General features: G+C 61.9%; 26 protein-coding genes. 11 read left to right on the top strand and 15 right to left on the bottom strand.

The genetic code is table 11. The features are described from left to right. Nucleotides 1-59 precede the first annotated feature (59 nt). A complete protein-coding gene (locus V7714_RS16210; protein WP_335710644.1) occupies nt 60-1,568 on the bottom strand; it encodes a mechanosensitive ion channel family protein in 1,509 nt (502 codons plus the stop codon). A 103-nt stretch (nt 1,569-1,671) separates the two neighbouring features. Between V7714_RS16210 and V7714_RS16205 the strand changes: the two genes are divergently transcribed. Continuing rightward, the gene (locus V7714_RS16205) at nt 1,672-2,916 is read left to right on the top strand and encodes an EAL and HDOD domain-containing protein (protein WP_335710643.1); all 1,245 of its coding nucleotides are present in this window, start codon (nt 1,672-1,674) and stop codon (nt 2,914-2,916) included. Nucleotides 2,917-3,000: 84 nt separating this feature from the next. Here the strand turns inward: V7714_RS16205 and V7714_RS16200 are convergent, their stop codons facing one another. Next, entirely contained in the window at nt 3,001-4,185 is a 1,185-nt protein-coding gene (locus tag V7714_RS16200; RefSeq protein ID WP_335710642.1) for a branched-chain amino acid ABC transporter substrate-binding protein, read from the bottom strand. A gap of 201 nt (nt 4,186-4,386) precedes the next feature. Between V7714_RS16200 and V7714_RS16195 the strand changes: the two genes are divergently transcribed. Beyond that, complete coding sequence (locus V7714_RS16195) at nt 4,387-5,202, top strand: DUF429 domain-containing protein (RefSeq protein ID WP_335710641.1); 816 nt, start codon at nt 4,387-4,389, stop codon at nt 5,200-5,202. A 77-nt stretch (nt 5,203-5,279) separates the two neighbouring features. Here V7714_RS16195 and V7714_RS16190 read toward each other — a convergent pair whose 3' ends face one another. The 4 genes from V7714_RS16190 to V7714_RS16175 all read right to left on the bottom strand — a co-directional run bounded on the left by V7714_RS16190 (nt 5,280) and on the right by V7714_RS16175 (nt 8,765). Further along, nucleotides 5,280-5,639, bottom strand: a complete 360-nt coding sequence (locus tag V7714_RS16190; protein WP_335710640.1) for a hypothetical protein — start codon at nt 5,637-5,639, stop codon at nt 5,280-5,282. 197 nt (nt 5,640-5,836) lie between these two features. Continuing rightward, entirely contained in the window at nt 5,837-6,586 is a 750-nt protein-coding gene (cobA, locus tag V7714_RS16185; RefSeq protein ID WP_335710639.1) for a uroporphyrinogen-III C-methyltransferase, read from the bottom strand. A 3-nt stretch (nt 6,587-6,589) separates the two neighbouring features. Further along, entirely contained in the window at nt 6,590-7,105 is a 516-nt protein-coding gene (locus tag V7714_RS16180; RefSeq protein ID WP_335710638.1) for a DUF934 domain-containing protein, read from the bottom strand. Then, on the bottom strand, nt 7,098-8,765 hold the full coding sequence (locus V7714_RS16175; RefSeq protein ID WP_335710637.1) for a nitrite/sulfite reductase: 1,668 nt from the start codon (nt 8,763-8,765) through the stop codon (nt 7,098-7,100). Before V7714_RS16175 ends, V7714_RS16180 begins: the two co-directional genes overlap by 8 nt. A 276-nt stretch (nt 8,766-9,041) precedes the next feature. Here V7714_RS16175 and pepN point away from each other — a divergent pair, with 276 nt between their 5' ends. From pepN to V7714_RS16160, 3 genes are all read left to right on the top strand, one after another. Further along, nucleotides 9,042-11,690, top strand: coding sequence for an aminopeptidase N (gene pepN / locus V7714_RS16170; RefSeq protein WP_335710636.1), 2,649 nt, complete (start codon nt 9,042-9,044; stop codon nt 11,688-11,690). A gap of 178 nt (nt 11,691-11,868) precedes the next feature. Further along, on the top strand, nt 11,869-12,303 hold the full coding sequence (locus V7714_RS16165) for a response regulator (RefSeq protein ID WP_284194436.1): 435 nt from the start codon (nt 11,869-11,871) through the stop codon (nt 12,301-12,303). Between the two features lie 15 nt (nt 12,304-12,318). Continuing rightward, entirely contained in the window at nt 12,319-14,445 is a 2,127-nt protein-coding gene (locus tag V7714_RS16160) for a putative bifunctional diguanylate cyclase/phosphodiesterase (protein ID WP_335710635.1), read from the top strand. A gap of 88 nt (nt 14,446-14,533) precedes the next feature. On the opposite strand, the gene V7714_RS16155 is transcribed toward V7714_RS16160, so the two are convergent. From V7714_RS16155 to nadA, 4 genes are all read right to left on the bottom strand, one after another. After that, on the bottom strand, nt 14,534-14,956 hold the full coding sequence (locus V7714_RS16155) for an Mpo1 family 2-hydroxy fatty acid dioxygenase (RefSeq protein ID WP_335710634.1): 423 nt from the start codon (nt 14,954-14,956) through the stop codon (nt 14,534-14,536). 69 nt (nt 14,957-15,025) lie between these two features. After that, nucleotides 15,026-15,742: a helix-turn-helix domain-containing protein gene (locus V7714_RS16150; protein WP_335710633.1), complete on the bottom strand. Its 717-nt coding sequence runs from the start codon at nt 15,740-15,742 to the stop codon at nt 15,026-15,028. A gap of 38 nt (nt 15,743-15,780) precedes the next feature. Continuing rightward, nucleotides 15,781-16,992, bottom strand: a complete 1,212-nt coding sequence (locus V7714_RS16145; RefSeq protein ID WP_335710632.1) for a bifunctional nicotinamide-nucleotide adenylyltransferase/Nudix hydroxylase — start codon at nt 16,990-16,992, stop codon at nt 15,781-15,783. Between the two features lie 9 nt (nt 16,993-17,001). Then, a complete protein-coding gene (gene nadA, locus V7714_RS16140) occupies nt 17,002-17,952 on the bottom strand; it encodes a quinolinate synthase NadA (RefSeq protein WP_335710631.1) in 951 nt (316 codons plus the stop codon). A gap of 213 nt (nt 17,953-18,165) precedes the next feature. Here nadA and V7714_RS16135 point away from each other — a divergent pair, with 213 nt between their 5' ends. The 6 genes from V7714_RS16135 to V7714_RS16110 all read left to right on the top strand — a co-directional run bounded on the left by V7714_RS16135 (nt 18,166) and on the right by V7714_RS16110 (nt 22,253). Beyond that, the gene (locus V7714_RS16135) at nt 18,166-19,377 is read left to right on the top strand and encodes a molybdopterin molybdotransferase MoeA (protein WP_335710630.1); all 1,212 of its coding nucleotides are present in this window, start codon (nt 18,166-18,168) and stop codon (nt 19,375-19,377) included. A gap of 5 nt (nt 19,378-19,382) precedes the next feature. After that, nucleotides 19,383-19,640 carry a molybdopterin converting factor subunit 1 gene (gene moaD, locus V7714_RS16130; protein WP_335710629.1) on the top strand — a complete coding sequence of 86 codons (258 nt, stop codon included), beginning with the start codon at nt 19,383-19,385 and terminating at the stop codon, nt 19,638-19,640. A gap of 4 nt (nt 19,641-19,644) precedes the next feature. After that, the gene (gene moaE / locus V7714_RS16125; protein ID WP_335710628.1) at nt 19,645-20,172 is read left to right on the top strand and encodes a molybdopterin synthase catalytic subunit MoaE; all 528 of its coding nucleotides are present in this window, start codon (nt 19,645-19,647) and stop codon (nt 20,170-20,172) included. Then, entirely contained in the window at nt 20,156-20,752 is a 597-nt protein-coding gene (gene mobA, locus V7714_RS16120; RefSeq protein ID WP_335710627.1) for a molybdenum cofactor guanylyltransferase MobA, read from the top strand. The genes moaE and mobA overlap by 17 nt, the downstream gene beginning before the upstream one ends. Then, nucleotides 20,749-21,240: a cyclic pyranopterin monophosphate synthase MoaC gene (moaC, locus tag V7714_RS16115; protein WP_335710626.1), complete on the top strand. Its 492-nt coding sequence runs from the start codon at nt 20,749-20,751 to the stop codon at nt 21,238-21,240. Before mobA ends, moaC begins: the two co-directional genes overlap by 4 nt. Nucleotides 21,241-21,422: 182 nt before the next feature. After that, a complete protein-coding gene (locus V7714_RS16110; RefSeq protein WP_335710625.1) occupies nt 21,423-22,253 on the top strand; it encodes a substrate-binding periplasmic protein in 831 nt (276 codons plus the stop codon). Nucleotides 22,254-22,285: 32 nt separating this feature from the next. On the opposite strand, the gene V7714_RS16105 is transcribed toward V7714_RS16110, so the two are convergent. From V7714_RS16105 to V7714_RS16085, 5 genes are all read right to left on the bottom strand, one after another. Continuing rightward, a complete protein-coding gene (locus tag V7714_RS16105; RefSeq protein ID WP_335710624.1) occupies nt 22,286-23,506 on the bottom strand; it encodes a GGDEF/EAL domain-containing response regulator in 1,221 nt (406 codons plus the stop codon). Between the two features lie 90 nt (nt 23,507-23,596). Beyond that, nucleotides 23,597-24,739, bottom strand: a complete 1,143-nt coding sequence (locus V7714_RS16100) for a protein-glutamate methylesterase/protein-glutamine glutaminase (RefSeq protein ID WP_335710623.1) — start codon at nt 24,737-24,739, stop codon at nt 23,597-23,599. Between the two features lie 46 nt (nt 24,740-24,785). After that, nucleotides 24,786-25,292 (bottom strand): chemotaxis protein CheD, encoded by a 507-nt coding sequence (locus V7714_RS16095; protein ID WP_335710622.1) that lies wholly within the window; start codon nt 25,290-25,292, stop codon nt 24,786-24,788. Beyond that, a complete protein-coding gene (locus V7714_RS16090; protein WP_335710621.1) occupies nt 25,289-26,137 on the bottom strand; it encodes a CheR family methyltransferase in 849 nt (282 codons plus the stop codon). Before V7714_RS16090 ends, V7714_RS16095 begins: the two co-directional genes overlap by 4 nt. A gap of 4 nt (nt 26,138-26,141) precedes the next feature. Then, nucleotides 26,142-26,681: a chemotaxis protein CheW gene (locus V7714_RS16085; RefSeq protein ID WP_335710620.1), complete on the bottom strand. Its 540-nt coding sequence runs from the start codon at nt 26,679-26,681 to the stop codon at nt 26,142-26,144. Between the last annotated feature and the right edge of the window lie 5 nt (nt 26,682-26,686).

Raw genomic sequence — 26,686 nt, 5'->3', positions numbered from 1 at the left:
TTCCGGCCCCAATAGCGCCCTGGCCGTTGGCGTGCAGGTGCAGCAGCACGCCGATACGGCTACAGGCCAAAGAACCGCCGTATCCGGTCCAGCACCTCGGCCTGATGCGGCACCACCGGCACGGTGGCAAGGTCGCGGGCATGTAGCTGGTTCTCTGCCAGTCGCTCCGCCAGTATTCGCGACAAGGCATCGGCCAGTGCTGGCCGCGCAGTCAGTATGGCCTCAAAGCCAGCGCGGTCCAGCCGATAGCATTCCACATAGGTCGCCGCCACCACCGTAGCCGTACGCGGCGCCCCCGTCATCAGGCCCATTTCGCCAAAGAACCCGCCCGCCTTGAGGTGGCCCAGCAAATCCGCTCCCGGCGCCTGGTAGTTGCGCCAGACGTCCACCTCGCCCAGGGTCAGGATATACAGCCAATGCGCCACGGCTCCCTGCCGGCTGATCACGTCGCCACTCTCGAAGGGCGCAAACCGCAGTTGCTCTGCCAGGTGCCGGCGCTCTTCGTCGGTAAAGTCGTTGAACAGCGAAACGCATTCCAACGCCCGCAAACGCCGGCTGATATCAGTCTCCTGCCGCTGCGCCGCCGTCTTGTCGTTGTCCTTGGTCATCAGCACGTTATGGCTGGGGCTGGCCAACGGTATGCCATGGCGCACCAGGGCTGTGATCAGATGCGCCCGGACTTGCGAATCGGTTGGGTCATCCAAGGCAAAATCGGTCATCCAGTAACGCATGGCATAACGTGCAATCCCGTCCCTGGCTTCCATCAGCACTGCGCTGGGCGGCGGCTCGCTCGATACTCCGGCGATATGCGCATCCTGCACCGCCTGCTGCATCAGGGCGATCACCATGCTGGGGGGATGGTCCCAGGCGATATCCAGCCACACCCAACGGCGCCACTCCAGACCATGGCCATTAAAGCGCTTGCCTATCACCTGGAAGCTGTTCTTCATCAGCCAGGCATTGGGTATCACCACCGTCTCGCCATTGCGGGTTTCGATCAGGGTGGAGCGCCATCCCACCTGCAAGACCTTGCCGGAGTAGTCATGCAGCTTTACCCACTGTCCCAGTTGCAGCGAGTCATCCAGTTGCAGGGCGATACCTGACAGGATATTGCCCAGGGTGTCCTGCATGGCAAAGGCCACCACCGCCGTGATCACTGCCGAGGTTGTTACCAGTTGCGACAGGTCCAGCCCGGCATAGCGCAACCGCACCAGCCCCCAGGCCAGGTAGCCCAGCATCACCAGCACGTCTTCCAGTATCCGCGGCGGCTCTACGCCCAGCGCCCTCAGTAGCAGGCGGAACAAGGCCAGGCCGAACAGGCGGATGATGATCATCCCCAGCAGGATGGTGAATATCTCGCGCAGCACCGCCCCGCCCTGCGGAAAACCCATGCCGGCCAGGCCGCTGCTCAGCCACAGGCCCATCGCCCCCAGCATCAGGTAAAGCAGCGTCAATCCCACATTGCGCCGCTCGTCCGGCCGAAAGCGGTACAGCGCCAGGAGCAGGCCCGAGCAGATAACAAAGAGGTAAGGCCATTCCTGGCGGGCGAGTTGTTCGAGCGTAAGCATGTTTGCGACAAGCAGGTGTTCTGTCTTCAGGATAGGCTATGCAATGACCCGGCGAGTACGGCGTAATTTGCTAGGATGAAATGACACCCGCCAAACAGATGCCATGCCAGCCCCCCAATTCTTTCTCGGACGTCAGCCCATAGTCGGTCGCCAGCGCGAACTGGTGGCCTATGAGTTGTTGTTCCGTACCAGCCACGAAAACAGCGCCAGCGTAGAAGATGACGTCGTCGCCAGTGCCGCTGTGATGCAACACGCGTTTTCCGGCCTGGGCCTGCAATCGGTGCTGGAAGACAAACTGGGCTTTATCAACCTGTCCGCCCCCCTGTTGTGCAGCGATGTCATCGAGATACTGCCGCGTGAGCGGGTGGTACTGGAGATACTGGAGACGGTAGAGCTGACCCCCGCCATCATCGAGCGCTGCCGTGCCCTCAAGGCCGCCGGCTACCGGCTGGCGCTGGACGATGTCATACGGTTTGACGAAGCCCAGAAAGCTATCCTGCCGCTGGTCGAAGTAGTGAAACTGGACGTGCTGGCCATGCAGGCGCGCGAGACCGAGCAACTGGTTCGTGCGCTCAAGCCTTATGGCGTCAAGCTGCTGGCCGAGAAAGTGGATTCCACCCTGCAACGCGATTTCTGCCACGAGCTGGGCTGTGATCTGTTCCAGGGCTATTACTTTGCCCGACCCACCATACTTAGCGGCAAACCCGTGCAGCCCTCGGCCATGCTGCTGCTCAAGCTACTGAGCCAGGTGGCAGCCGATGCCGATACGCAGGATCTGGAAGACACCCTCAAGCATGCGCCCGATCTGACCGTACACCTGTTGCGCTTGGTCAACTCGGTGGCATTTGGCCTGCCCCGCAAGATATCCAGCGTGCGCACCGCGCTGACCCTGCTGGGTCGTGCGCAATTGCACCGCTGGGTCCAGATCATGGTGTTCGCCCAGCAATCTACCACCCACACGGCAGCCGACCCACTGGTGCAAACCGCCGCCGTGCGCGGCCACCTGATGGAACGCCTGACCCAGACCCTGCGGCCCGGCGACGAGCTGCTGGCCGACCGCGCCTTCATGGTGGGCATGCTGAGCCTGATCGATGCCCTGTTCGGCAAGCCCATGGAAGACGTGCTCAAGCCACTCAACCTGGAAGACACCGTACACGAAGCCCTGCTCAACCGCAGCGGCTGGATAGGCTATCTGCTGCGGCTGGTCGAGGGTATAGAACTGGCCGACCGCAATGTGACCCTCACCCTGCTGGGCGGGCTGGAAAACCTGAGCCTGGATACCCTCAATCGCCTGCAGGTCGAAGCCATGAGCTGGGCCGCCCGCCTGGGCCGCGACGAAGAAGCCTGACACCACCCCTACCGCCAGCCATGCGCCATGAAAAACGCGAGGTCCGTGCCTCGCGTTTTTCCATGCTGCCGTGGGGCCAAGCGCTTACTTGGCGCCCACCGTCTCCAGCACCGTCCACTTGCCACCAACCACCTTGTAGATGGTGATGCCACCGTCCTTCAGATCGCCCTTGTCGTCAAAGGCAATGGCGGCCGCAGTCACACCGGCATAGCTCTCCTTGGCCAGCACGGGCAGGTAGACCTTGGGGTCCACCGAATTGGCCTTCTTCATGGCGTTGATCAACTGGCGGGTGGAGTCGTAGCCATAGGGCGTATAGATCTCCATTTCCTGGTATTTGGCCTTGTAGCGGGTCTCAAAATCCTTGCCGCCGGGCATCTGCTCCATCGGCAACCCAGCCAGCGAGGCAATGCTGCCTTCCGCGTCCTTGCCTGCCAATTGCACAAAGTTGTCGGTTCGGGTCATCTCGCCCGACACCAGCGGCGCCTTCAGGCCCAGGCGCTTGAGCTGTATGGCCATGGGGCCAGACTGCGCATCGGCACCGCCGTAGAAAATGATGTCCGGATTACTGCCCTTGATGGCGGTCAGAATACTGGCAAAGTCGGTGGCCTTGTCATTGGTGAATTCGCGCTTAACAATCTCGCCGCCAGCCGCCTTGGCAGCCTTCTCGAACTCATCGGCCAGACCCTGGCCATAAGCGGTGCGGTCGTCAATGATGGCGATCTTCTTGGCGCCCAGCTTCTCCACTGCATACTTGCCCACCACACCGCCCTGCTGGGTGTCGTTGGTCAGCGAACGGAAGGTGGTCTTGAAACCCTGCTGGGTATAGGCCGGTGCCGTTGCCATGGCAATCTGTGGAATACCGGCATCGGAATACACCTTGGAGGCCGGGATGGAGGTACCCGAGTTGAAGTGGCCTATCACCCCAGCCACGCCACTATCCACCAGCTTCTGCGCCACCTGCGCACCCGCCTTGGGGTCGGCCTGGTCGTCTTCCGCCAGCAATTCGAACTTCACCTTCTTGCCACCGATTTCGGGGTTGAGGGCGTTCTCGTCGTCTATGCCCATCTGCACACCGTTCTGGTAACCCTTGCCATAATGGGCCTGGGGACCAGTCAAGGGGGCGGCAAAGCCGATCTTGACGACTTGTACTTCAGCACCAGCAGGCGCGCCTGCCTCTGCGGCGGGGGCGTCTTCCTTCTTGCCACAGGCACTCAATGCCATGGCAACAGCAGCGGTAAGGGCAAATACACGGGTCTTGTTCACAGTCATCCTCGTTATGCTTGTGCAGTCCGCCAGGCTGCGTGGGTAGTAGCGGCTGGTGTCGCGTGCCGGATCGCGGCAGTAACGGCCAGGATTGTATGCCTGTGCGGCAGCACTACATCTCGGGGATATCCCTAGCAGCCAGGATATTTTCCTCGTCAAGACAACACCTTAGAGCCTGCTGCGAACTCAAGTCACTGAGAACCAATCATGCAATTGCTAGGCATCGATTTCACGAGCCGCCCCACCAGGCGCAAGCCCATTACCGTCGCCCTGGGCCAGTGTGATGGCGCCGTACTGACGCTGACCGCCATCCAGCGCCTGCCCGACTTCACCGCCTTTGAAGCCCTGCTGGCCCAAGCAGGCCCGTGGCTGGCTGCATGCGACTTTCCTTTCAGCCTGCCCAGGGCGCTGGTAGCCCATCAGGGCTGGCCCACCGATTGGCCAGGCCTGATGGATCACCTTGCCAAGCTAGATAGAGCCGGCCTGCGCGACATCTGCAAAGCCTATTGCGACGCCAGGCCGGCCGGTAGAAAATTTGCCCACCGTGCAACCGATCTGCAGGCACGCTCCAGTCCGTCGATGAAATGGGTCAATCCCCCGGTGCTCTATATGCTGCATGAAGGCGCTGTGCGCCTGCGGCAATCCGGCATTACCATCGCCGGCCTGTACGCGGGCGACCCTGCACGCATCGCCCTGGAGGGCTACCCCGCCCTCGCCGCCCGCACCATCATCGGCAACGCCAGCTACAAGAGCGACAGCAAGCAAAAGCAGACCGCCGAGCGCCGCGCTCGCCGGCTGGATATCGTGCAAGCCTTGCAACAAGGCCACCCCAGCCTAGGGCTACGCCTGACCAGCGCAGACCCCGACCTGCTGACCGCCCTGGTCGAAGACCCCACCGCCGATCTGCTCGATGCCGTGCTGTGCCTGCTGCAAGCAGCCTGGGCCAGCCAACAGGCGCATTACGGCCTGCCGGCGGATATGGACGTATTGGAAGGGTGGATCATCAGCGCGGCGCCTGACTAGTCCGCATCGTCAAGGCTGCATCAAGCTGCCTGGCACCAGGACTGCGCTACTAGGAGGGTCGGGAAAATGCGCGACAACTACGGCTTACCGGCCTGCTCATGGCGGCCTGCCAACCAGCGCTGAATCTCTTGTTGCTGCAACTTGCGCAACCCCTCGGGCATGGTCAGATGCGATGCATCCCACCCCTCCAGCTCTATCACGCTATCCAGGCATGCCTGCAGCAATGCATGCGCCTGGGCCGTGGCCTCAGCAATCAAATGATGCGTTTCGCGCAAGGGGGCATCATCACGGCTCAGGCAGGCTTGCTCGTAGCCATGCACTTCGCGCAATGCCAGCATCAGCCGGGCTACCTGCGCCGGACACGCGCATTGGTAGATCATGGCTTGGTCTATCATGTGCTCGAGTTGCTGGTCCTGATACTTTTCCTGCAGGTTCATGGTGGTTTCCTCCTACACGGCTAGTTATAGACCGGTGAGGACGATCATTGCGGCGTAAGCAACACCCACCCCGCGTGGGCAGATGGGGAGTGCGGAGCACCCAGGCGAAGCAGTGGCCATGACTGGCATGGGCCATCTAGCGCCGCCAGTACAGCGGTTGCTCGCCCACCAGCGGGACGGCTAGGTAGGCTCGCGAATTAGCCCAAGCGCTGCAGCGGTAGCTCATCTGCCAAAGCTTGCTTGGCACGATAGACCTCGCCCACCAGCAAGATAGCCGGCCCGGCCAGTTGCCAATCGGCTGCCTGTGGCAACTCGGCTAGGCTCAAGGCCCACTCGCGGGCGTTGGGCAGGGAGGCATTCTCCACAATCAAGAGGGGGGTATCGGGCCGCATACCGCCAGCCAGCAAGGCGGCTGCAATCTCGGCCGCCTGCTTCACCCCCATGTACAGCACCGTGGTATCCGCAGCCAGCACGGGCTTGACCCAATCGCTACCCGCCTCGCCCTCGCCTACCCGCGCCGTGGCAAACAGCACATTGCGCGCCTGGCCACGGCTGGTCAGCGAGACGCCGGCATCGGCCGACGCCGCCAGGGCTGCGGTAATGCCCGGCACAACCTCGCATGCTATGCCCGCTTGCGCCAGCGCCTGCAACTCCTCCTGAGCACGGCCAAACAGCATGGGGTCGCCGCCCTTGAGCCGCACCACGCGCTGGTACTTGTGGGCGGCATCCAGCAGCATCTTGTTGATGAAACGCTGGGCGGTGGAAGCCTTGTTGCAGCGCTTGCCTACCGGTATCAGCACAGCCTGCGGGCAGTAGTCCAGCATCTCGGGTTGCACCAGGGCGTCATACAGCACGGCATCGGCCTGCTGCAGCAAGCGCATGCCCCGCACGGTAATCAGGTCTGCCGCGCCCGGCCCGGCACCAATCAGATAGACCTTGCCCACCATGGCTCAGCCTCCCCGCCGCCGGAACAAGGGCAAGGGCTGGTCTGCCGCCCCCTGATAGAACTCGCTGAAGTCATCCAGCCCCTTGGCAGCCTCCTCCACATCCTTGTCGGCACGTATCTCGAAAGCATCGAAGCCGCAGCGCTTGAGATACAGCAGGGTATCCTTGAACACATCGCCCACCGCCCGCAGCTCGCCGGCAAAACCATAACGCTCGCGCAGCAAACGGCCTATGGAGAAGCCACGGCCATCGGTAAAGGCGGGGAAATCCACGGCAATGATGCTGAGGCTGGCTGCGTCCTGCCCCAGTGCCTCAGGTTCGTCGTCCGGTGCAAACCAGATGCCCACATCAGCACGCCCCAGCAACTCGTCGCGCCGTTCCAGCCACTCCTTCAAAGGCAGCAGGGTATGGGCCGGAATGGCGTCATCACAGCCCTCAGCCACGCGCAGCCAGTGGTTGGCCACAATCTCGCGCTGGCCGTTGCTGCGATTGAGCTTGATGATGTGCGGGTGCTTACCCATGGGCACGCTCCTTCTGGTAGATACGGGACTTGAAGGGTTCCATACCCACCCGGTCAAACACGTCAAGGAAGCGCTCATCGCCTTGGCGGTGCTCCACAAAGACCTCAATGATCTGCCTTACCACACCCGGTACATCATCCTGGGCGAAACTGGGGCCGATGACCTTGCCCAGGCTGGCATCGTGGCCCTGACGGCCACCCAGCGAAACCTGGTACCACTCCGAGCCGCTCTTATCCACACCCAGGATGCCAATATGGCCCACATGGTGGTGGCCGCAGGAATTCATGCAGCCCGAGATATTCAGGTCGATTTCACCCAGGTCGAACAGGTAATCCTGGTCTGCAAACACCTGCTGTATGCCCTCAGCGATGGGGATAGACTTGGCGTTGGCCAGGTCGCAGAAATCGCCACCAGGGCAGCAGACGATATCGGTGATCAGGCCGATATTGGGGGTCGCAAAGCCAAGTTGCCTGGCGGCTTCCCACACAGCCGGCAGGTCGGCCTGCTTCACGTCGGCCAGTATCAGGTTCTGTTCGTGGCTCACCCGTATCTCGCCAAACGAATAGCGGTCTGCCAACTCTGCCACGCCATCCAGCTGCGCATCGGTCGCATCGCCCGGCGCCACGCCCGTGGCCTTGAGCGATAGCGTTACCGCCGCGTAGCCAGGCTGCTTGTGCTTGAATACATTGCGCTCCACCCAACGGGCAAAGGCCTTGTTCTCGCTACGCAGACGGGCGAATCCTTCGTCCTCGGCCGGCAGGGGCTCGTATGCTGGCGTGGTGAAGAAAGCGGCCACCCGGTCTATCTCGGCCTGGGTCAGGGTCATGGGCCCATCCTTCAGGTGGCTCCATTCGGCTTCCACCTTGGCGGCAAACGCCTCGGGTGTCATGGCCTTGACCAGTATCTTGATACGGGCCTTGTACTTGTTGTCGCGACGGCCATAGCGGTTGTAGACCCGCAGCACGGCATCCAGATAGCTCAACAGATGCAGGCTGGGCAGGAACTCCCGTATCACGGCGCCCACCATGGGGGTGCGGCCCAAGCCACCGCCCACGATCACCTTGAAGCCGACCTCACCCGCCGCATTGCGCACCACATGCACGCCGATGTCGTGCACCCAGGTCGCCGCCCTGTCCTCAACCGAGCCGCATACCGCAATCTTGAACTTGCGCGGCAGGTGGGCGAACTCAGGATGAAAAGTGGACCACTGCCGTATCAGCTCGCACCAGGGGCGCGGATCGATGATCTCGTCGTGCGCCACACCGGCAAACTGGTCGGTGGTGGTATTGCGCACACAATTGCCCGAGGTCTGCACGGCATGCATCTGTACCTTGGCGAGGTCAGCCAGGATATCGGGCACGTCTTCCAGTTTGGGCCAGTTGTACTGGATATTCTGCCGGGTGGTGAAGTGGCCATAGCCGCGATCGTACTTACGGGCTATCTCTGCCAGCGCGCGCACCTGGTCGCTGCGCAGATGGCCATAGGGCACAGCCACCCGCAGCATGGGCGCATGGCGCTGTATATAGAGCCCGTTCTGCAGGCGCAGGGGACGGTACTCCTCACCTGTCAGCTCGCCTGCCAGGAAGCGGCGGGTCTGATCGCGAAACTGATCAACACGCTGGTCAACAATCTGCTGATCGTAGTCGTCGTAGATATACATGTCGGGAAGCCACCTATGCGGAGCATTGCAGAATAACAGCACAGCCTTATGCGAATAACGAACGTTTACATCTATTCATATCGCACGACCTGCATATAAGAGTCCGTTCAAAGTCGTTTCGCCTTGTCGCTGCAGCGAGGGTTTCCCCCACTCGCCTATAGACGGAAATACTGGGCAAGAACAGAAAGCCCGGTCGGGTTTATAATCGAGCGTTTACGTTATTTCCCCTGGCATGATGGCAGTGATCCTGCCGTCATGCCGCAGCCTGAGACCACCATGGCCAAACTCGACGCAACGACTCCCCAGCCCATCCAACTGAAGGATTACACACCGCCCAGCTTCCTGATCGACAAGGTCGACCTGACCTTTGATCTGGAAGAGGACCATACCCGTGTAACCTCGCGCTTGGTGCTGCACCGTAACCCGGCCCACCCCGATGCCCGCGCCGCACTCAAGCTCGACGGCCGCGAGCTGGAGCTGGAATCGGTCAAGCTCGATGGGGAGCTGCTGGACGGCAGCCGCTATGAGCTGGATGCCGATTCGCTGTCGATTGCCGCCATGCCGGACAACGCCATCCTCGAGATCGTGACCGTCATCCACCCCGAGACCAATACCAGTCTCAACGGCCTGTATCGCTCGGGCGCCAATTTTTACAGCCAATGCGAGGCCGAGGGCTTCCGCAAGATCACCTACTACCTGGATCGTCCCGATGTGATGGCGCGCTTCAGCACAACCATCGTGGCCGACAAGCAGAAGTGGCCGGTGTTGCTCTCCAACGGCAACAAGGTGGGTGAAGGCACTCTGGACCGCAACCGCCACTGGGTAAAGTGGGTAGACCCGTTCAAAAAACCAGCCTATCTGTTCGCTCTGGTCGCCGGCAAGCTGTCGCTGCTGGCCGATCGCTACACCACCGCCTCGGGCCGCGAAGTGGCACTGGAAATCTGGGTTGAACCTGCCGACCTCGACAAGTGCGCGCACGCCATGAGCTCGGTCAAGAAATCCATGCAGTGGGACGAGCAGCGCTATGGCCTGGAATACGACCTTGACACCTATATGATCGTCGCCGTGGGCGACTTCAATATGGGCGCCATGGAGAACAAAGGTCTCAACATCTTCAATACCAAGTATGTGCTGGCCCGCGCCGACACCGCCACCGACCTGGATTTCGATGGTATTGAAGCCGTGATCGCCCATGAATACTTCCACAACTGGACCGGCAACCGCGTCACCTGCCGCGACTGGTTCCAGCTGTCGCTGAAGGAAGGCCTCACCGTCTTCCGCGACCAGGAGTTCTCGGCCGACATGGGCAGCGCCGAAGTCTGCCGCATTGACGCTGTGCGTACCCTGCGCACCCATCAGTTTGCCGAGGATGCCGGCCCCATGGCCCACCCCATCCGGCCCGAGAGCTATATCGAGATCAATAATTTCTACACGGTGACAGTGTACGAAAAAGGCGCCGAAGTGGTGCGCATGTACCAGACCCTGCTGGGCCGCGATGGCTTCCGCAAGGGCATGGACCTCTACTTCAAGCGCCACGATGGCCAGGCCGTCACCTGCGACGACTTCCGCGCCGCCATGGCCGATGCCAACGACTACGACCTGGGCCAGTTCGCCCGCTGGTACTCTCAGGCCGGCACCCCAGTACTGCGTGTACGCGGCCAATACGATGCTGCCGCGCAAACCTATACCCTGGAAGTCAGCCAGAGCTGCCCGGCCACGCCAGGCCAGGCCGAAAAGCTGCCCTTCCATATCCCCCTGGCGCTCGGCCTGGTCGGCCCAGATGGCGCCGACCTGCCCTTGCAACTGGCCGGCGAAGCCGAGGCAATTGCCGGTAGCCGCGTGCTGTCGGTCAAGGAGGCCAGCCAGACCTTCCAGTTCATCAACGTCGCGGTGGAACCCGTGCCGTCCTTGTTGCGCAATTTCTCGGCCCCGGTGAAGCTGGACTTCCCCTACAGTCGGCCGCAGCTGGTGCACCTGCTGGCCCACGACAGCGATGCGTTCTGCCGCTGGGAGGCCGGCCAGACCTTGATGTTGCAAGACCTGCAAGGCCTGATCGATGCCGCCCGCAGCGATGGTGAATTGGTGCTGAAGGATGATTTCGTGGCCGCCATGCGCCGCGTACTGGCCGACGAAAGCCTGGACCCGGCCCTGGTCGCCCTGATGCTGACCCTGCCGGCCGAAACCTATCTGGCCGACCAGCAGAGCGAGATCGACCCCGACGCCATCCGGGCGGGCCGCGAAGCCATGAAGCTGGGTCTGGCCCGTGCCTTGCGCAGCGAGTTCAAGGCGGCCTACACCCGCATGCAGGATAGCGGTGCCTACCAGTACGAAGCCGCCGCAGTCGCCCGCCGCTCGCTCAAGAACATCGCCCTGGCCTATCTGTCCGAGCTGGACGAAAGCGGCCTGATGGAACTGGCCGAACGCCAGTTTGCCGAGGCCAACAACATGACCGATGCCCAGGCCGCCCTCGCCTGCCTGGTGAACTGGCCCGAAGGCGATGCCGCCCTGGCCAGCTTTGCCAGCAAGTGGGCCGATGAAGCGCTGGTGATGGACAAGTGGTTCACCCTGCAAGCCGGCAGCCGTCGCCTGGGCGTAGTAGCCAAGATCAAGGCATTGATGCAGCACCCCGCATTTGCCCTGACCAACCCCAACAAGGTGCGTTCCTTGATTGGTGCCTTTGTGCACAACAACCTGGCAGGCTTCCACGCCATTGATGGCAGCGGTTATGAATTTGCCGCCGACACCCTGCTGGCCGTGGACAAGCTCAACCCACAGGTTGCAGCCCGACTGGCAGGCAGCTTCAACCGCTGGAAGAAGCTGGAACCGGTGCGCCGCGCCCATATGCGTGCCGCGCTGGAGCGGGTGGCCGCCCATGCCGGTCTGTCACGCGATGTGTATGAGATTGTTTCGAAGAACCTGCAATAAGGCATGATGGATGGGGGCGCTATAAAGCGCCCCCTCCTTTTGGCGGGATACCTTCCCTGCCCGATGAATAAATATGCCAGCAAGTCCAGCCCGCGCTTGCCCTGCAAGCCTGCTGTGGTCTAGTGTTCAAGCGATTCCCCTTATAACGGCGGCGTAGCGCCGCCAACAGGAAGGCAGCATGCAAACCCCGATATTGCTGGTTGAAGACAACCCGGATGACGAAGCGCTGACCATACGGGCCTTCGGCAAGAACGGCATACAGAATCCCATCGTGGTGGCGCGCGACGGGCAGGAGGCCATCGACTATCTGTATGGGCAGGGTAGCCATACCGGTCGTGATGTCAGTGAACTGCCGGTGCTGATACTGCTGGATATCAAGCTCCCCAAGCTCAACGGCATCGAGGTCCTGCGCCAGATACGCAGCAATGAATCCACCCGCCTGATCCCGGTGGTGGTGCTGACCACCTCGAAGGAAGAAGACGACCTGGTCAAAAGCTACAGCCTGGGGGCCAACAGCTATATCCGCAAGCCGGTTGATTTCATGCAGTTCATGGAAGTCGTCAAACAGGTAGGCATCTACTGGTTGATGCTGAACGAGCCGGTGCAGGGGTAAGCGCTGTTGATCCACATGGACGAATCCAACCTGCTGGATAAAACCCTCTCGGTGCTGGTCGTCGATGATTCGGAAGACGACGCACTGCTGAATGTGCTCGCCCTGCGCCGCCAGGGATTTGCCGTCAATTACCAACGGGTGGATACGCCAGAGGATATGCGTGCCGCCCTGGACAAGGGTAATTGGGATCTGGTCCTGTCCGATTACTCCATGCCGCAGTTTTCCGCCCAGGAAGCCCTCAAGGTCTTCCGTGAGCATGGCCAGATCATCCCCTTTATCGTCGTCACCGGTACCATAGGCGAAGAATCCGCCGTGGCCATGATGAAGGCTGGTGTCAACGACTTCATCCTCAAGACCCACCTCAAGCGGCTGGCCAGCGTGGTGGAGCGTGAACTGCGCGAGACCGGCAACCGCCGCGCCAAGCGTCAGGCCGAGCTGGCCCTGCGCGAAAGCCAGGAGCGCTATGAACTGGCCATACGCGGCGCCAACGATGGCCTGTGGGACTGGAATATCCGCGAAGACAGCATCTATTTCTCGCCACGCTGGAAAGCCATGCTGGGCTATGACGAAGCCGAGCTGCTGGACCCCGTGCCCGAGACCTGGCTGGCGTTGACCCACCCGGACGAAAGCGAAGGCCTGCGCCTGCAACTGATACAGCATCTGAAGGGTGAAACACCGCACTTCGAGGCCGAGCATCGCATGCGCCACAAGGACGGCAGCTGGCGCTGGATGCTGACCCGCGGCATGGCCATGATAGATCCCGATACCGGGCTAGCATTCCGCATGGCCGGTTCGCTGACCGATATCACGGAGCGCAAGCGGGCCGAAGAGCAGATGCTGTACGACGCCCTGCATGACAGCCTTACCGGCCTCGCCAACCGCGCCATGTTTACCGATTTCCTGGGCTTTTCGCTGGGCCACGCCACGCGCGACCCCGATTATCTCTGCGCCGTGCTCTGCCTTAACCTGGAGCGCTTCCGCTATATCAACGACAGCTTTGGCCACGCCACTGGCGACCGCATCCTGCGCGTCACCGCCGAGCGCCTGGGCCAGGTGCAACGACCCGGTGATGTGGTGGCGCGCTTTGGTGGCGATGAATTCGCCATCCTGCTCGATGCCATCGAGGACCCCTCCGAGGCCCTGCGCTTTACCGAGGCCATGCTGACCGAGTTGGCCAAACCCATAGACCTGGAAGGCCACGAGGTCTATCCCGGCGCCCGCGTGGGCATCGCCCTCTCATCGGGTGGTTACTCCCACCCCGAAGAGATGATACGGGACGCAGATACCGCCATGCACCGCGCCAAGCAGCGCGGACGTGGCAAGCTGGAGGTGTTCGACCGGGCCATGCAGGGCACCATGCTGCGCGCGCTCAAGATGGAACAGGAGATGCGCCGGGCCCTGGCCGCGCAGGAGTTCCTGCCCTACTTCCAGCCCATCGTCGATCTCAACAGCGGCAATATCGCGGCATTTGAGGCGCTGGTGCGCTGGCGCCAGCCTGATGGCCGGCTGGTCAGCCCAGCCGAGTTCATTCCGCTGTCTGAGGAAATCGGCCTGATCAACGAAATCGGCCGGCAGATGCTGGAAACCTCGGCCCTGCAGGTGGCCGAATGGCAGCAGGCCTTCCCCGACCTGATGCTGCGGGTCAGTGTCAACCTGTCGGTCAAGCAGTTCAATCAACCCAACCTGGTTGAGCAGATCGATTTCGCCATCAGCAATGCAGGGATAGAAGCCGGCAGGCTGGAGCTGGAGATTACCGAAAGCATCCTGATGGACAATACCGATGCCACCATAGGCATGCTGGAAGCCATCCGGGCGCGCGGCATACAGATACTGATGGATGACTTCGGCACCGGCTATTCCTCACTGTCCTATCTGCACCGCTTCCCTTCCAATGTATTGAAGATAGATGGCTCTTTCGTGCGCCAGATCACCGGTGACCACTTCAGCCGCGAAATCGTACGCGCCATTGTGCTGCTGGCCCGTAACCTGGGCATGGCGGTGATAGCCGAAGGCGTGGAAACCGCCGAGCAGTTGGCCGCCCTACGCGAGATGGCTTGCGATTTCGCCCAGGGCTATTACTTTGCCAAACCCCTACCGGCCGCCGATGCCACAGCCCTGATTGCCCAGCGCAGGCAATGGTAGCCAACCGTAGCAAAGCAAACAGCCCTGCCATTGCAGGGCTGTTTGCTTTGTGTTGCGTGCTACTGTGCTGCGTGCTACGGGCGACCGCTCAATAGGCAATACGGTACTGGCGATAGATGAAACCCAGCAGCCAGGCCGGCCCCACCAGCAGAAACTTGATGTCTTCGAAGAACGATGGTTTCTTGCCCTCTACCTTGTGGCCGATGAACTGACCTATCCAGGCCAGCACAAAGATGGTGAGGCTGACTTCCAGCACATAGGGCAGCCGTGACAGCAGCAGCAGCATGCTGCCGGCCACCAGCAGCATGCCCAGGGCAATGGGTGGCGACAGGCGCAGGTAGTAGGTCAGCGACAGCAGGCTGAAACCGATGGCCAGCCAGGGCGTCACCGCCCACAGCAGGCCCAGCAGGCTGAAGGTGATCAGCGGCACGCACACCCAATGCACACGTTTGTTGAAGGGGTTTTGATGGCTCTCACCATAACGGTCGAACAACTGGTCTATGGCGCTCATGGGCTGCCTCCTCTTGGTATGAAGACACAATGTAGCGCGCCAGCCCCTGGCCGGGCTTGAATGATTCCGCTACGCCGCCACGATGGCGACACGGCTGAGGGTGGAGGGCACCACCCCGAAAGTGGCATGGAATACCCGGCTCATATGGGCCAGATCAGCGAATCCGGCGGCATGCGCCGCCGTGGTGAGGTTGCCGCCACGACCCAACTGCGCCACAGCGGCCAACAGCCGCATCCACAGCACATAGCGGCGAAAAGGCAGGCCGGTATGCTGGCTGAACAGGTGACTGAAGCGGCTTTGCGAAAGCTGCAGTGTGTCGGCCAGGTACTCGGCCGTGAGCTCCCCCTCCTCCGCCAGCAGGGCCAGCGCCTGGGCAATCCGGCTGTCCAGTATGGGTGCGCGGTCGAACCCGGGCAACCAGGCATCCTGCCACTGTGCCACCAGGGGCTCGCAGGCCGTCAGTGCAAGCGGGGTATGCCAGGCTGCCCGCAAGGCCACCAGCAGGTCGGCAGGCAGCGCGGCTGGTATCTCGTCCCGGCGCCAGTCCGCCAGCGAACGCTGACCGGGGTCGATGAACAGGTGGGCCATCAAGGCGCCATTGGCCGCCAGCCTATGCGGCTGCCCCGGCAGGAACAGGGCTGCCGTGGCCATGCGTGAGCTGCTGTCTGGCAAGGTCAGGCGGAAAGCGCCTTCCAGCGCCAGGCTCAGTTGCAGCGCATGGTGGGCATGCGGCGTGGAGTCGCTGTCCACCCCAAGCACCAGCGCCCTGCCGCGCCATAGATACATGCGTCCCGGTTCCATGGCGGCAGTATAGGCAGGGAGCGTCAGACCTGTCCCAGGAACCAGTTCACGATATAGAAGTGGTCCTCATACAGTTGCTCTTCCATCCGATTGAACTCGAACAGCGGCATCCACTTGGCCCGGTCGCTCTCGTCGTCGCCCCTGACCTTGGGCAGGCCCTCCGAGGTTGGCGCCAGTTCGATCAAGAAAGCATGGGTAATGGTGCGCCCTCGCAGGGAGCGCTGGGGATGGTCGAACACCCTGCTGGCGCGGATGGAGCCGGCCAATACCGGCGCTGGCACCTTGAGCCGGGTTTCTTCCTTGAGCTCCCGTATCACTGCATCCTTGATACGCTCATCTGGTGTGACAAAGCCCCCAGGCAAGGCCCACAGGCCCTTGCCCGGTGCAGACCGGCGACGCACCAGCAGCACATGACCGGAGTGGATGACCACCGCATCCACCGTCACGAAGGTAGGTGGATAAGGCGCAGTTGCCCAGCTCTGCCGATAGCGTTTGACGAACAGGTATTCGCCCTGCAGGTTGGCAAAGGTCTCACCCGCGCGGAAGGCATTGAGCCAGTTGAATACCGGTGCCGGCAGCAGCGCCGCACAGCCCGGCCAATCGTCGCCCCGGTCCGGATCGAAAAAGGCATGGCGTATGCGCGAGGCATGCACATCAGGCAACTCAGGCGCCTCCACCCGCTGCCACTGCGGGAACAGGTCCAGATACTCGGCATTGCCCTTCTTGGCCCCCCGTGGCGGCCCGACGATGCCAATGCGGAACTGCGCCTGCCGGCTACCCACGTCGGAGTTATCCACGGCGATCACCCGGTCAACCAGGTTCTGCACCTCGGTCAGCCATTGCTGGTCGTTATACATGCGGTCCGAGATGCCGACGACAAACACCCTGGCCTGCACCTCGTCCGACAGCGACATGCGTATCAACTGCTCGCGGTCATCGACCGTCCACGGATGATTGGGTGTGCGCGCCTGCCGGGCCGAGCCACACAGCACGATCACCTTGTCCGCCAGCTGCAGGGCATGCTGCAAGGTCCACAGATGGCCATTGTGGAAAGGCTGGAAGCGGCCGATGAAGATCAGGTAGTCGAATTCACGCATGGTATGTACGTCGCTTATCTTGCCATGGCAGCGTTGAACCGCATCTCGCCCACCGGTGCCATCGGCAGTAGACCGAGCAGCGAGGGGGCTGAGCAACGCAAAAAAAGGGCAGTTCACACTGCCCTTGGCCTTACTCATTTATCTATATCAGGCAGGCACTACTGCCGGCGCCGTCCTGGCTTGGCGCATCTGCGCCTCGCTGAACGCCAGCATGCGCTCTATCGGCAAGCGTGCGGCATCCATCTGCTCGGGGCTCAGGTAATCGATACGGGTGCCTTCGCCGGCTTGCGCGCGCTGTACCCGCTCGACATTGTTCAGCTTCATATAGGGGCACTGATTGCACTGGCAGCCCGCATAGATGGGGGCCTGCACAATCTTCAGGTCAGGCCGGGCCAGACCCATGTTGTAGAGTATCCCGTCCTCGGTTGCCACAAACAGGGTGGCATCGGGTTCGCGGTCGAACTGCTTCACCCAGTTCAGCATACCGCTGGTGGAGCCCACGTAGTCAGCGCGCTTGAGCACCGGCAGCGGGCTTTCCGGGTGGGCAATCAGATAGCTTGGGCCTGCCACGGCGGCCATGCCCTCGTTCAGTGCGGTTTCGTTGAACTTGTCATGCACCTCGCACACTGCACTCCAGAGCGGCATGTCGTAGCCGTACTGGTAGTTCAGGTAGGCGCCCATATTGCGGTCGGGCGAAAAGATCACCTTCTGGCCCTGGGCATACAGGTGGGCAATGATGTCGTCCACATTACGGCTGGTGACAATCCAGTCGCTCAAGGCCTTGTGTTCGGCCGAGCTGTTGATATAGGACACATGCACATGGTCGGCATGCTTGTCGCGCCAGGCCTTGAGGCGCTTGACATCAGTCTGTGTCACCAGGGAACAGGTAGAACCCGCATCAGGCAGTATGACCTCGGCCTGGGGATTCAGTATCTTGGCGGTCTCTGCCATAAAGCGCACGCCGGCAAAGACGATCACGTCGGCATTGGCATCACGGGCATAGAGCGAGAGTTCGAGAGAGTCGCCGACCTTGTCGGCCATCTGCTGGATTTCCGGCGCAGTATAATAGTGCGCCAGCGTTACGACACGCTTGGACATGGCAGTTCCTTCCATGTTGATACACCGCCTCTCCGGCGGCAGACTGGGCCCGGCAAACCGGGCGGTTCTTGCAGGCTGCACGCGGAATCCCCGCGCCTTGCGACAGCAGCACAATCGCACCATAACAAAATCAAGGGCTTTGCGCCACCACCCTCCCCTTGCATGCCACCTTGGTGTAGGGTTAGGCCGCACCCACGACTCTGAGACGTTGCCATGTCCCTGATGACCTTTGACGAAGCCCTGGCCCGCCTGCTGGCAGCAGCCCAGGCAGATACCCGGCAGCAATCCCTGCCGCTGAACGAATGCGATGGCCGGGTACTGGCACAGGACGTGATCGCCCCTATGGCCGTGCCCGGCTTCGACAACAGCGCCATGGATGGCTATGCCCTCCATATCGCCGACTTTGCGCAGATACCCGCGAGCCTACCGGTGGTGCAACGTATCGCCGCTGGCGCAACCGGCCAGCCCTTGGCGGCCAATAGCGCCGCCCGCATCTTTACCGGCGCGCCCGTGCCGCCAGGCTGCAACGCCGTGGTACCGCAAGAGGAGGTCAACGCTGGCGACGCTGTGATCAGCCTGGAGAACCCCCCTCGGCCTGGCCAGCATATACGCCGGCTGGGAGAAGACATCGCGGCTGGCAGCACGGTATTGCAGGCAGGGCAAAGACTGGCCCCCCAGCATATTGCGCTGGCTGCCTCTCTGGGCATAGCCGAACTGCCGGTACATCCGCGCTTGCGGGTGGGGCTGCTGTGTACTGGCGACGAACTGACCCAGCCGGGCCAGCCCCTGCCGGCAGGTGGCATCTACAACTCCAACCAGTTTGCCATCGGCGGCTTGCTGGGCAGGCTGGGATGCCAGGTCCACGACTACGGCAAGGTGGCCGATAGCCATGACGCCACCCTGGCCGCCTTGCGCCATGCGGCACGGGAGAACGATGTGGTCATCACCTGCGGCGGGGTCTCGGTGGGAGAGGAAGATCACGTCAAGGCAGCGGTGTCCGAGCTGGGGCAGCTGGACCTGTGGCGCATTGCCATCAAGCCCGGCAAGCCGCTGGCGTTTGGCAAGGTAGGCCAAGCCGACTTCATCGGCCTGCCAGGCAACCCAGTCAGCGCCTTCCTGACCTTTTTACTGCTGGCCCGTCCTTTCCTGCTGCGCCGCATGGCTTGCCCATCACAGCCCGCTGCCGGCCTTCAGGTCAGCGCCGGCTTTGACTGGCCACGCGCCGACAAGCGCCGGGAGTTTCTGCGCGCCAGGCTGGAAGTGGACAGCGTCGGTGGATTGAGCGCCACCCTCTACCCCAGCCAGGGCTCGGCCGTCATGAGCAGCCTGGCCTGGGCCAGCGGTCTGATAGACCTGCCCGCCGGCCATACCGTGAAAAAAGGCGATACCGTACGGTATCTGCCACTGGATCAACTGATTGGATAGTCCCTATGCAAGTGACACTGCTTTACTTCGCCCGCCTGCGTGAGCGGTTTGGCATGGCAGAAGAACAACTGAGCCTGCCCGAAGGCATACAAACCGTGGCAGGCCTGATTGCCCACCTGGCAGCCCGTGGCGACGCCTGGGCCGAGGAACTGGCTGGCGAGCGCGTCTATCGTGTCGCCTTGGATCAGGAAATGGCTGATTTCAGCGCCCAGTTGCACCATGGCGCCGAAGTCGCGGTGTTCCCTCCCGTAACAGGAGGCTAGCGCGATGGAAACACTGCCCCAAGCTACCATTCCGTCGGCGCGCTTTCATGTTGCAGTGCAGGTCGGGGACTTCGACCTGCAGGCAGAGATGCGCACCCTGTCTGCCGGCGACAGAGGCATTGGCGCCATCACCAGCTTTCTGGGTCTGGTACGTGATCTGAACCTGGCCGATGATGTGGTGGCGCTGGAACTGGAACACTACCCTGGCATGACCGAAAAAGCCCTGATACGCATCGCAGAAGAAGCCGCCGTGCGCTGGCCGCTGCATGGGGTAAGCATCATTCACCGGGTCGGCAAACTGTACCCTGGTGACGCCATCGTGCTGGTGCTGGTCGCTAGCGCCCATCGCCATGCCGCCTTCGAGGCCAATGCCTTCATCATGGACTTTCTCAAGACCCGCGCCCCCTTCTGGAAGAAGGAATGGACACCCGAAGGGCCGCGCTGGGTAGACGCCCGTGAAACCGACTACAGCGCAGCGGCCCGCTGGCACAAGGTCGTCAGCGAGCAATACGGCAATGACGAACACGACTGAACCTTATGAAGCCGTGATACTGGCCGGCGGCCAGGGCAGCCGCATGGGCGGCCTGGATAAAGGCCTGGTGCCCTGGCAGGGCACAGCCCTGTACCAGCATGCACTGGGCCGCCTGGCGCTGCAATCCATCCGCCCCCAGCGGGTCAGCCTCAGCGTCAATCGCAATCTCGCTGACTATGCTGCCAGCGGCCTGCCGCTGCTGGGCGACAGCCGCCCTGGCCATGCTGGCCCCCTGGCAGGCATGGAGACGGCCTTGAACCACAGCCAGAACGACTGGCTATTGTGCCTGCCATGCGACATGCCCCTGCTACCCACCGAGCTGGCCGCCCGCCTGCTGAGCGCGGTAAACAGCACCACCCTGGCAGCCTACGCCACGACAGCAGAGGGCCCGCAGCCTGTGTGCTGCCTGCTGCATCGATCCCTGGGCAGCGCCCTGTCGCGCTATCTCGATAGTGGCCAGGGCCGGGTACTCGGCTGGCTGAATACCCTGCCAGCCGCCGCCGTCGGCTTTGATGACAGCGCCAGCTTTGCCAATTTCAATACCTTGGCGGCAGTCGCCGCAGACGAGCATAAGACATGAGCGATGATTTGACCCATTTCGACGCCCAGGGCCAAGCCCATATGGTGGACGTCGCCAACAAGGCGGAAACCCACCGGTCCGCCACCGCCGAGGGCCGTATCAGCATGCTGCCCACCACCTTCGAGCGGTTGCAGGGAGGCCAGGCCAGCAAGGGCGATGTACTGGGCGTGGCGCGGCTCGCCGGCATCATGGCAGCCAAGCAGACCGGCACCCTGATCCCGCTATGCCACCCCATCCCCCTGACTCATGTGGCGGTGGAGTTTGAGCTGGATGCGAACCACCACGCAGTCTGCTGCCGCGCCACGACCGAGACAGTAGGTCGCACCGGGGTAGAGATGGAAGCCATGACGGCGGTCAGCGTGGCGTTGCTGACCATCTACGACATGCTCAAGGCAGTGGACAAGGGCATGGTCATCGATACCGTACGGCTACTGGAGAAACGTGGTGGCAAGTCAGGGCACTGGCAGGCTAGCGTGCAGAGCGCTTAGCGCCTGCACACCCACCAGCAAGCCGGTTCCACCCTTGGTCTCGGCCGCAATCTGATGCAGAGGCGCGACACCCTCCACAACGGCCCAAGGTGGTACACCGGCATAGGCCGGTCATGGCATGGTAGTTTTCACATTCCCTCTGTAGGATGATCGATTGTTCATCCCCTTGTGATAATGCCCCCATGGGATTACCCCTGACCTACCGCCTGTTTGCCCGCCTAGGCTTGCTTCTGCTGATCGGCGCTGCCATGGCAAACTCGGTGGAACCGGCGCGGCTGACCATACTGGTGGCTGAGCGGATGACCGCCGCCGGCCAACCCAAGCCGGTCGAGGACAAGCGTGCCGAGGCCATACGGCTCCTGGGTGAAGAAGCCCGGCTGCAGTTTGATATCAAGGCCTATCCATGGCGCCGCGCGCAGCGCATGGCAGAGCTGGGCCAGGGCCTGCTATGGGGTGTCTCACGTACCACCAGGCGAGAGGCCGCCTTGCTGCTATCCCGTCCCATCTGGGATACCCATGTCTGGATGGTGGTGCGCTCCGGCGAGGCCTTCAGCTATCACGGCCTGGCCGATCTGCGCGGCAAGACGCTCTCCATCATGCGTGGCGCCCAGTATGGTGGCGAGTTTGAGGAGCAGCGCGGCAAGCTGTTCAAGGTGGAGGAGGAGTCCCCATCGCTGGAAAGCAGGCTGATCATGCTGGCGCTAAAGCGGGTGGACGTCGTCCTGCTGGCCGTTACCCGCCAGGATCCACACGATATGGAACAACATCTGAACCAGCGCTATGGTCACCTGGGTCGCTGGCAGATCATCAACCGCCCCATGGCGAGAGACCCCATCCATATCGGCGTAGCCCGCAATGCCCCGATCAGCCATCATCTTGATCGTATCAACAGCGCCTTGGACCGACTGCATCAACGCGGCACCTTGGCGGCCCTGATGGCCAAGCCACCAAGCAAGCCTCTCACCCCGGCGTGCCCCGCCCCCTTGGGGCGTTGCCCGATATCGCCAGCCTGAGCCCGGCACGGCCAGTTCAGTGCCCGACTGGTTCAACCCATGCTAGGCCGTTGCGGCCGTAGGTGCTGGGTGCCCTGCTTGAGCCAGCCCGCCAGGGCATCGCCAGGCACCGGCTTGGAGACATAAAAACCCTGTGCCACGTCGCAGCCCAACAGCCTGATCAACTGCCAGTCGGAGGGGTTTTCCACGCCTTCCGCCACGGTAGTCAGGTGCAGCTTCTTACCCATTTCTATCGTGCTTTGCAGCATGACATGCAGATGGGGTTTTTCGGAGGCGCCATGCACCAGGGAACGATCTATCTTCAGCTCGGTAAAGGGAATACGCGAGAGCTGCTGCATGGATGAGAAACCCGTGCCGAAGTCATCTATGCCCAAGCCAAAACCCTTGAGCCGCAAGCGTGCAAGCGTGCCCAAGGACAATGCCAGATCCGACATCACGGCGGTTTCGGTAATCTCCAGCAGCAGGTATTTGGGCTCTATACCGATGCGGCTGGTCACGGCCGCAATACGATCAGCCAGGTCTGGCGTGGAAAGCGACTTGGCCGACAGATTGACCGCCACGCTGATGGTCAACCCCCTGGCGTGCCAGTCGCGCAATTGCTTGAGCGCCGTCTCCAGCACCCAATCGGTCAATTCATCAATGATGCCGGCTTCCTCGGCCATGGGAATGAAATTGGCCGGTGGCACCAGTCCCAGCTCGGGATGCTGCCAGCGCACCAGCGCCTCCACCCCCCGCATCACACCCGAATGTGTCGTCACCTTGGGCTGGTGGTGCAGCACCAGCTCGCGATTGATAATGGCCCGCCGAATATCGTTGGGGGTAAAGCTGTATTGGGCCTCGCGCTGCTTGTCCGACACCTCGCCGGGGCGGAATCTGGAAATCAGATTGGCCAGCCCATCATAGGACAGTGGCTTTTGCGCAATACCCAGCACGATCAGGCCATGCTCCTGCGCCATGGTTTCCACCGTGGACAAGATGGTGGTCTCGCGGCTGGACACCACGATCAAGGCATTGACCAGATGCTGCTCGGCAATATGGCGTATCAGCTCCACGCCATCCATGTCCGGCATTTCCAGGTCGGTAATCATGATGTCGGGCTTGGCGTTCACCGCCAGCACCTCCAGTGCATGCCGTCCGTTCTCCGCCTCCAGCCTGTTCTTGATCCCCAGATTGTCCAACAGGTCGAGCGCGTGCAGGCGCTGCACCGCGCTGTCTTCCACCACCATGACGCTGAGTTCTGCGTTGACTGACATCGGCTTTGCCCTTGAGTCCCGCCAGTTAATATTAACAAGCTGTAATATAGGGCGACTTGATCGCACCGTCTAACAGAATACTAGCCCAAGCTATCGGGAAAGCTGCCGCTGCGCCCCCCGCTCAATCAAGCCGGGAATATCCCCCAGGCTGGCCACATTGTCGGCAGCACCCAGGCGTATGGCCTCCTTGGGCATGCCAAACACGATACAGCTTGCTTCATCCTGGGCCACTGTGGCGGCACCGCTGTCGCGCATTTCCTTCAGTCCCTTGGCGCCATCGTCACCCATGCCCGTCATGATCACGCCCAGCGCGTTGCGGCCAGCGCACTTGGCCACCGAGCGGAACAAGACATCCACCGAGGGCCGGTGCCGGCTCACCAACGGGCCATCTATCACCTCAACGTAATAGTGGCCCGCCGCCCGCTTCACCAGCAGGTGCTTGCCTCCCGGCGCGATCAAGGCCCGGCCGCGCAAGAGCTTGTCATTGTTCTGCGCCTCCTTGACCTCGATACGGCACAGGGTATTGAGCCGCGCCGCAAAGGTCGCCGTGAATTTCTCGGGCATGTGCTGCACGATGGCCAGGGCCGGGCAATCTGCGCTCAACAGGGGCAGTATCTGCTCCAACGCCTGCACCCCGCCGGTCGATATGCCCACCGCCACAATGCGTTCGGTCTGCCCCACCACGGGCACGCCATTGGGTGCGTCCAATATCGCATCGGCTGTCAGCTTGGGAGACTGTATCTTCTCCGTCACGAAAGACATGGGGGCCGCAGGTTTGGCAGGCGGTGCCAGGGGTGGCGTGGCGGACATACTGCGCAGCAGCTTCAGGCGGCCAGTGGCGGCATAGGCCGCCCGTATGGCCGAAATCAGGTCAGACGAACTGTCCTGCAGAAAGTCCCGCACCCCGATGGAAGGTTTGGTAATGATGCCCAACGCCCCGCTGGACAAGGCTTCCAGCGTAATGGCCGCGCCTTTTTCAGTCAGGCTGGAACAAATGACGACCGGCGTAGGCCGCTCCGCCATCAGTTTCTTCAGGAAGGTGATGCCGTCCATACGGGGCATCTCGATATCCAGCACGATGACATCGGGCCACTGCAGCTTCATGCGTTCCTGGGCAAAGATAGGGTCAGCCGCCGCGCCTATGACCTTGATATCGGTCTCGCGGCCCAGCTCCTCGCTCACCACCTGGCGCACCACGGCCGAGTCATCGACGATCAGCACGTTGATGGGCATCGCTTCCCCCTGTCTGTCCCCAAGCCCCCTTGCCTGCCGGGGTACGCTATGGTTTCGTTTTGCCGGCGGGTTCATCCTGCGGCCGGTAGCGCAACCACACATCGCCAGTAGCAACATCGAACACGATGTGCCTATGACCATTGCCTGCCAGGTGTTCCCGGCTCAAGCGGAAGCCATTGCCTGCCAGCCACTGCTTGCCAAATTCAATATTGCGCTCGCCCACAGCCGGCATGCGGCCGGTATCGGTAATCAGCATCTGACCACCACCAAACATCTTCACCACATAGTCAGCCGGCAAGGTCCCTGCCGAATGAATATAGCGCATGGCCAGTTGGAAAGCCTCCTCGGCATAGCGTCCATCCAGCGGGCCATCGCCACGCGGGTGCCCCTGCGGACGCTGCGGCAAGAGGTAGTGGCACATGCCCCCCACTTGCCGGCCTGGATGCCACCAGGTGATGGCAATGCAGGAGCCCAGCAACGTGCGTATGCGGGTATCGCGGTCGCCGAAATACACCTCGCCTGGCTGCAGAAAGATATCAATCTGAAAGCTCATACACGCTTCCGATAGATCGTAGGGAGTATCGGCTCAAGATCGCTGGGTATGCCTATCAACGATTCGGAGTGGCCGACCACCAGCCAGCCACCGGGCTTGAGGGTGGCAGCAACGGCATTCACCACCCGCCGCTTGGTTTCGGCGTCAAAATAAATAATGACATTACGCAGAAAGACCGCGTCGTAACGGCCCATTTCCGGCAAGGGTGCAATCAGGTTGACCGGCATGAAACGCACCTTCTGCCGCAGCCCCTTGTCTATCAGCAGGCTACCCATATAGTCGCCAGTACCCCGCAGGCAGAAACGCTTGAGGTATTCAGTCGGAATATGATGTGCCCGCTCCATCGGGTAGAGCCCACGCCGCGCCATCGACAGCACCCTGCTGGAGATATCGGAACCGATGACCTCCCATGCCACCCTCTGCTCCAATCGGTCTGCCAGCACCATGGCAAGGCTGTAGCTCTCCTCCCCGCTGGCACAGGCGGCACTCCAGATGCGCACCGGCTGCCGTCCCAGTTGCGGCAGCAGGACATCACGCAAGGCATCAAAATGCTTGGGCTCGCGAAAAAAATAGGTTTCGTTGGTAGTAATCAGGTCGATGGCAAGCTGGCGCTCCTCTGCATCGCCACCGTCGCCTATCAGGCGGAAGTATTCACCGTAGTTGGCAATGCTGCGATCGCGCAGCCGCTTGGCCAGGCGGCCGGACAGCATGGCTTTCTTGATGGGAGCGAGGTGTATGCCGGTCAGGCGCTCCACCAGCACCTGGTAAAGCAGAAATTCGGCATCCGCCATCTGCACCAGGCCGAAATCTTGCGGGGAAAGTGCCTCCACCGGTGCGGGGCTCACATGCTCAGCTTTCAGGATGCAGACTTTCACTGGTACCGGCCAGCTCGGCCATCTCGTCGATGGACAACACATGCTCGAGCGACAGCACGATGACGAATCGGCCGCTGATCTTGCCCATGCCACGGATAAACTCAGCCCTTAGCTGGGCACCAAAGGCCGGCGCCGGCTCTATGGCTTCGGGCGGCAGGTCCAGCACTTCGTCCACGGCATCCACTATCACGCCCAGGTCGTGCCAGTCGTCACCGTACTGCACTTCCACAATCACGATGCAGCTGCGCTTGCCTATGGTGGTGGCGGGCCTGCCAAACCGCACTGCCAGGTCGATGACCGGCACCACCGCACCGCGCAGGTTGATCACGCCACGCAGAAAGCGCGGCATCAGCGGCACTTCCGTCAGGCCACCATACTCAATGATCTCCTTGATATGCAGTATCTCCAGCGCATAGGTCTCGGTTCCCAGCCTGAAGGTCAGGTACTGCGGCTGCTCCACCGGCTCGACCATGGGTACGCTGGCGCGTCGGTGAGGAGTAAGGGCCTGGCTCATAGTGT

It is taken from the genome of Chitinimonas sp. JJ19 (assembly GCF_036961565.1).
Lineage (GTDB): Bacteria > Pseudomonadota > Gammaproteobacteria > Burkholderiales > Chitinimonadaceae > Chitinimonas.
The sequence above is the reverse complement of the archived record's forward strand: the minus strand, read 5'-3'. Positions and strand labels throughout refer to the sequence as shown.

Coding starts and splice junctions, on each gene's coding strand:
- V7714_RS16210 (WP_335710644.1), bottom strand. CDS start 1,568: ATGCTTACGCTCGAACAACTCGCCCGCCAGGAATGGCCTTACCTCTTT.
- V7714_RS16205 (WP_335710643.1), top strand. CDS start 1,672: ATGCCAGCCCCCCAATTCTTTCTCGGACGTCAGCCCATAGTCGGTCGC.
- V7714_RS16200 (WP_335710642.1), bottom strand. CDS start 4,185: ATGACTGTGAACAAGACCCGTGTATTTGCCCTTACCGCTGCTGTTGCC.
- V7714_RS16195 (WP_335710641.1), top strand. CDS start 4,387: ATGCAATTGCTAGGCATCGATTTCACGAGCCGCCCCACCAGGCGCAAG.
- V7714_RS16190 (WP_335710640.1), bottom strand. CDS start 5,639: ATGAACCTGCAGGAAAAGTATCAGGACCAGCAACTCGAGCACATGATA.
- cobA (WP_335710639.1), bottom strand. CDS start 6,586: ATGGTGGGCAAGGTCTATCTGATTGGTGCCGGGCCGGGCGCGGCAGAC.
- V7714_RS16180 (WP_335710638.1), bottom strand. CDS start 7,105: ATGGGTAAGCACCCGCACATCATCAAGCTCAATCGCAGCAACGGCCAG.
- V7714_RS16175 (WP_335710637.1), bottom strand. CDS start 8,765: ATGTATATCTACGACGACTACGATCAGCAGATTGTTGACCAGCGTGTT.
- pepN (WP_335710636.1), top strand. CDS start 9,042: ATGGCCAAACTCGACGCAACGACTCCCCAGCCCATCCAACTGAAGGAT.
- V7714_RS16165 (WP_284194436.1), top strand. CDS start 11,869: ATGCAAACCCCGATATTGCTGGTTGAAGACAACCCGGATGACGAAGCG.
- V7714_RS16160 (WP_335710635.1), top strand. CDS start 12,319: ATGGACGAATCCAACCTGCTGGATAAAACCCTCTCGGTGCTGGTCGTC.
- V7714_RS16155 (WP_335710634.1), bottom strand. CDS start 14,956: ATGAGCGCCATAGACCAGTTGTTCGACCGTTATGGTGAGAGCCATCAA.
- V7714_RS16150 (WP_335710633.1), bottom strand. CDS start 15,742: ATGTATCTATGGCGCGGCAGGGCGCTGGTGCTTGGGGTGGACAGCGAC.
- V7714_RS16145 (WP_335710632.1), bottom strand. CDS start 16,992: ATGAGTAAGGCCAAGGGCAGTGTGAACTGCCCTTTTTTTGCGTTGCTC.
- nadA (WP_335710631.1), bottom strand. CDS start 17,952: ATGTCCAAGCGTGTCGTAACGCTGGCGCACTATTATACTGCGCCGGAA.
- V7714_RS16135 (WP_335710630.1), top strand. CDS start 18,166: ATGTCCCTGATGACCTTTGACGAAGCCCTGGCCCGCCTGCTGGCAGCA.
- moaD (WP_335710629.1), top strand. CDS start 19,383: ATGCAAGTGACACTGCTTTACTTCGCCCGCCTGCGTGAGCGGTTTGGC.
- moaE (WP_335710628.1), top strand. CDS start 19,645: ATGGAAACACTGCCCCAAGCTACCATTCCGTCGGCGCGCTTTCATGTT.
- mobA (WP_335710627.1), top strand. CDS start 20,156: ATGACGAACACGACTGAACCTTATGAAGCCGTGATACTGGCCGGCGGC.
- moaC (WP_335710626.1), top strand. CDS start 20,749: ATGAGCGATGATTTGACCCATTTCGACGCCCAGGGCCAAGCCCATATG.
- V7714_RS16110 (WP_335710625.1), top strand. CDS start 21,423: ATGGGATTACCCCTGACCTACCGCCTGTTTGCCCGCCTAGGCTTGCTT.
- V7714_RS16105 (WP_335710624.1), bottom strand. CDS start 23,506: ATGTCAGTCAACGCAGAACTCAGCGTCATGGTGGTGGAAGACAGCGCG.
- V7714_RS16100 (WP_335710623.1), bottom strand. CDS start 24,739: ATGCCCATCAACGTGCTGATCGTCGATGACTCGGCCGTGGTGCGCCAG.
- V7714_RS16095 (WP_335710622.1), bottom strand. CDS start 25,292: ATGAGCTTTCAGATTGATATCTTTCTGCAGCCAGGCGAGGTGTATTTC.
- V7714_RS16085 (WP_335710620.1), bottom strand. CDS start 26,681: ATGAGCCAGGCCCTTACTCCTCACCGACGCGCCAGCGTACCCATGGTC.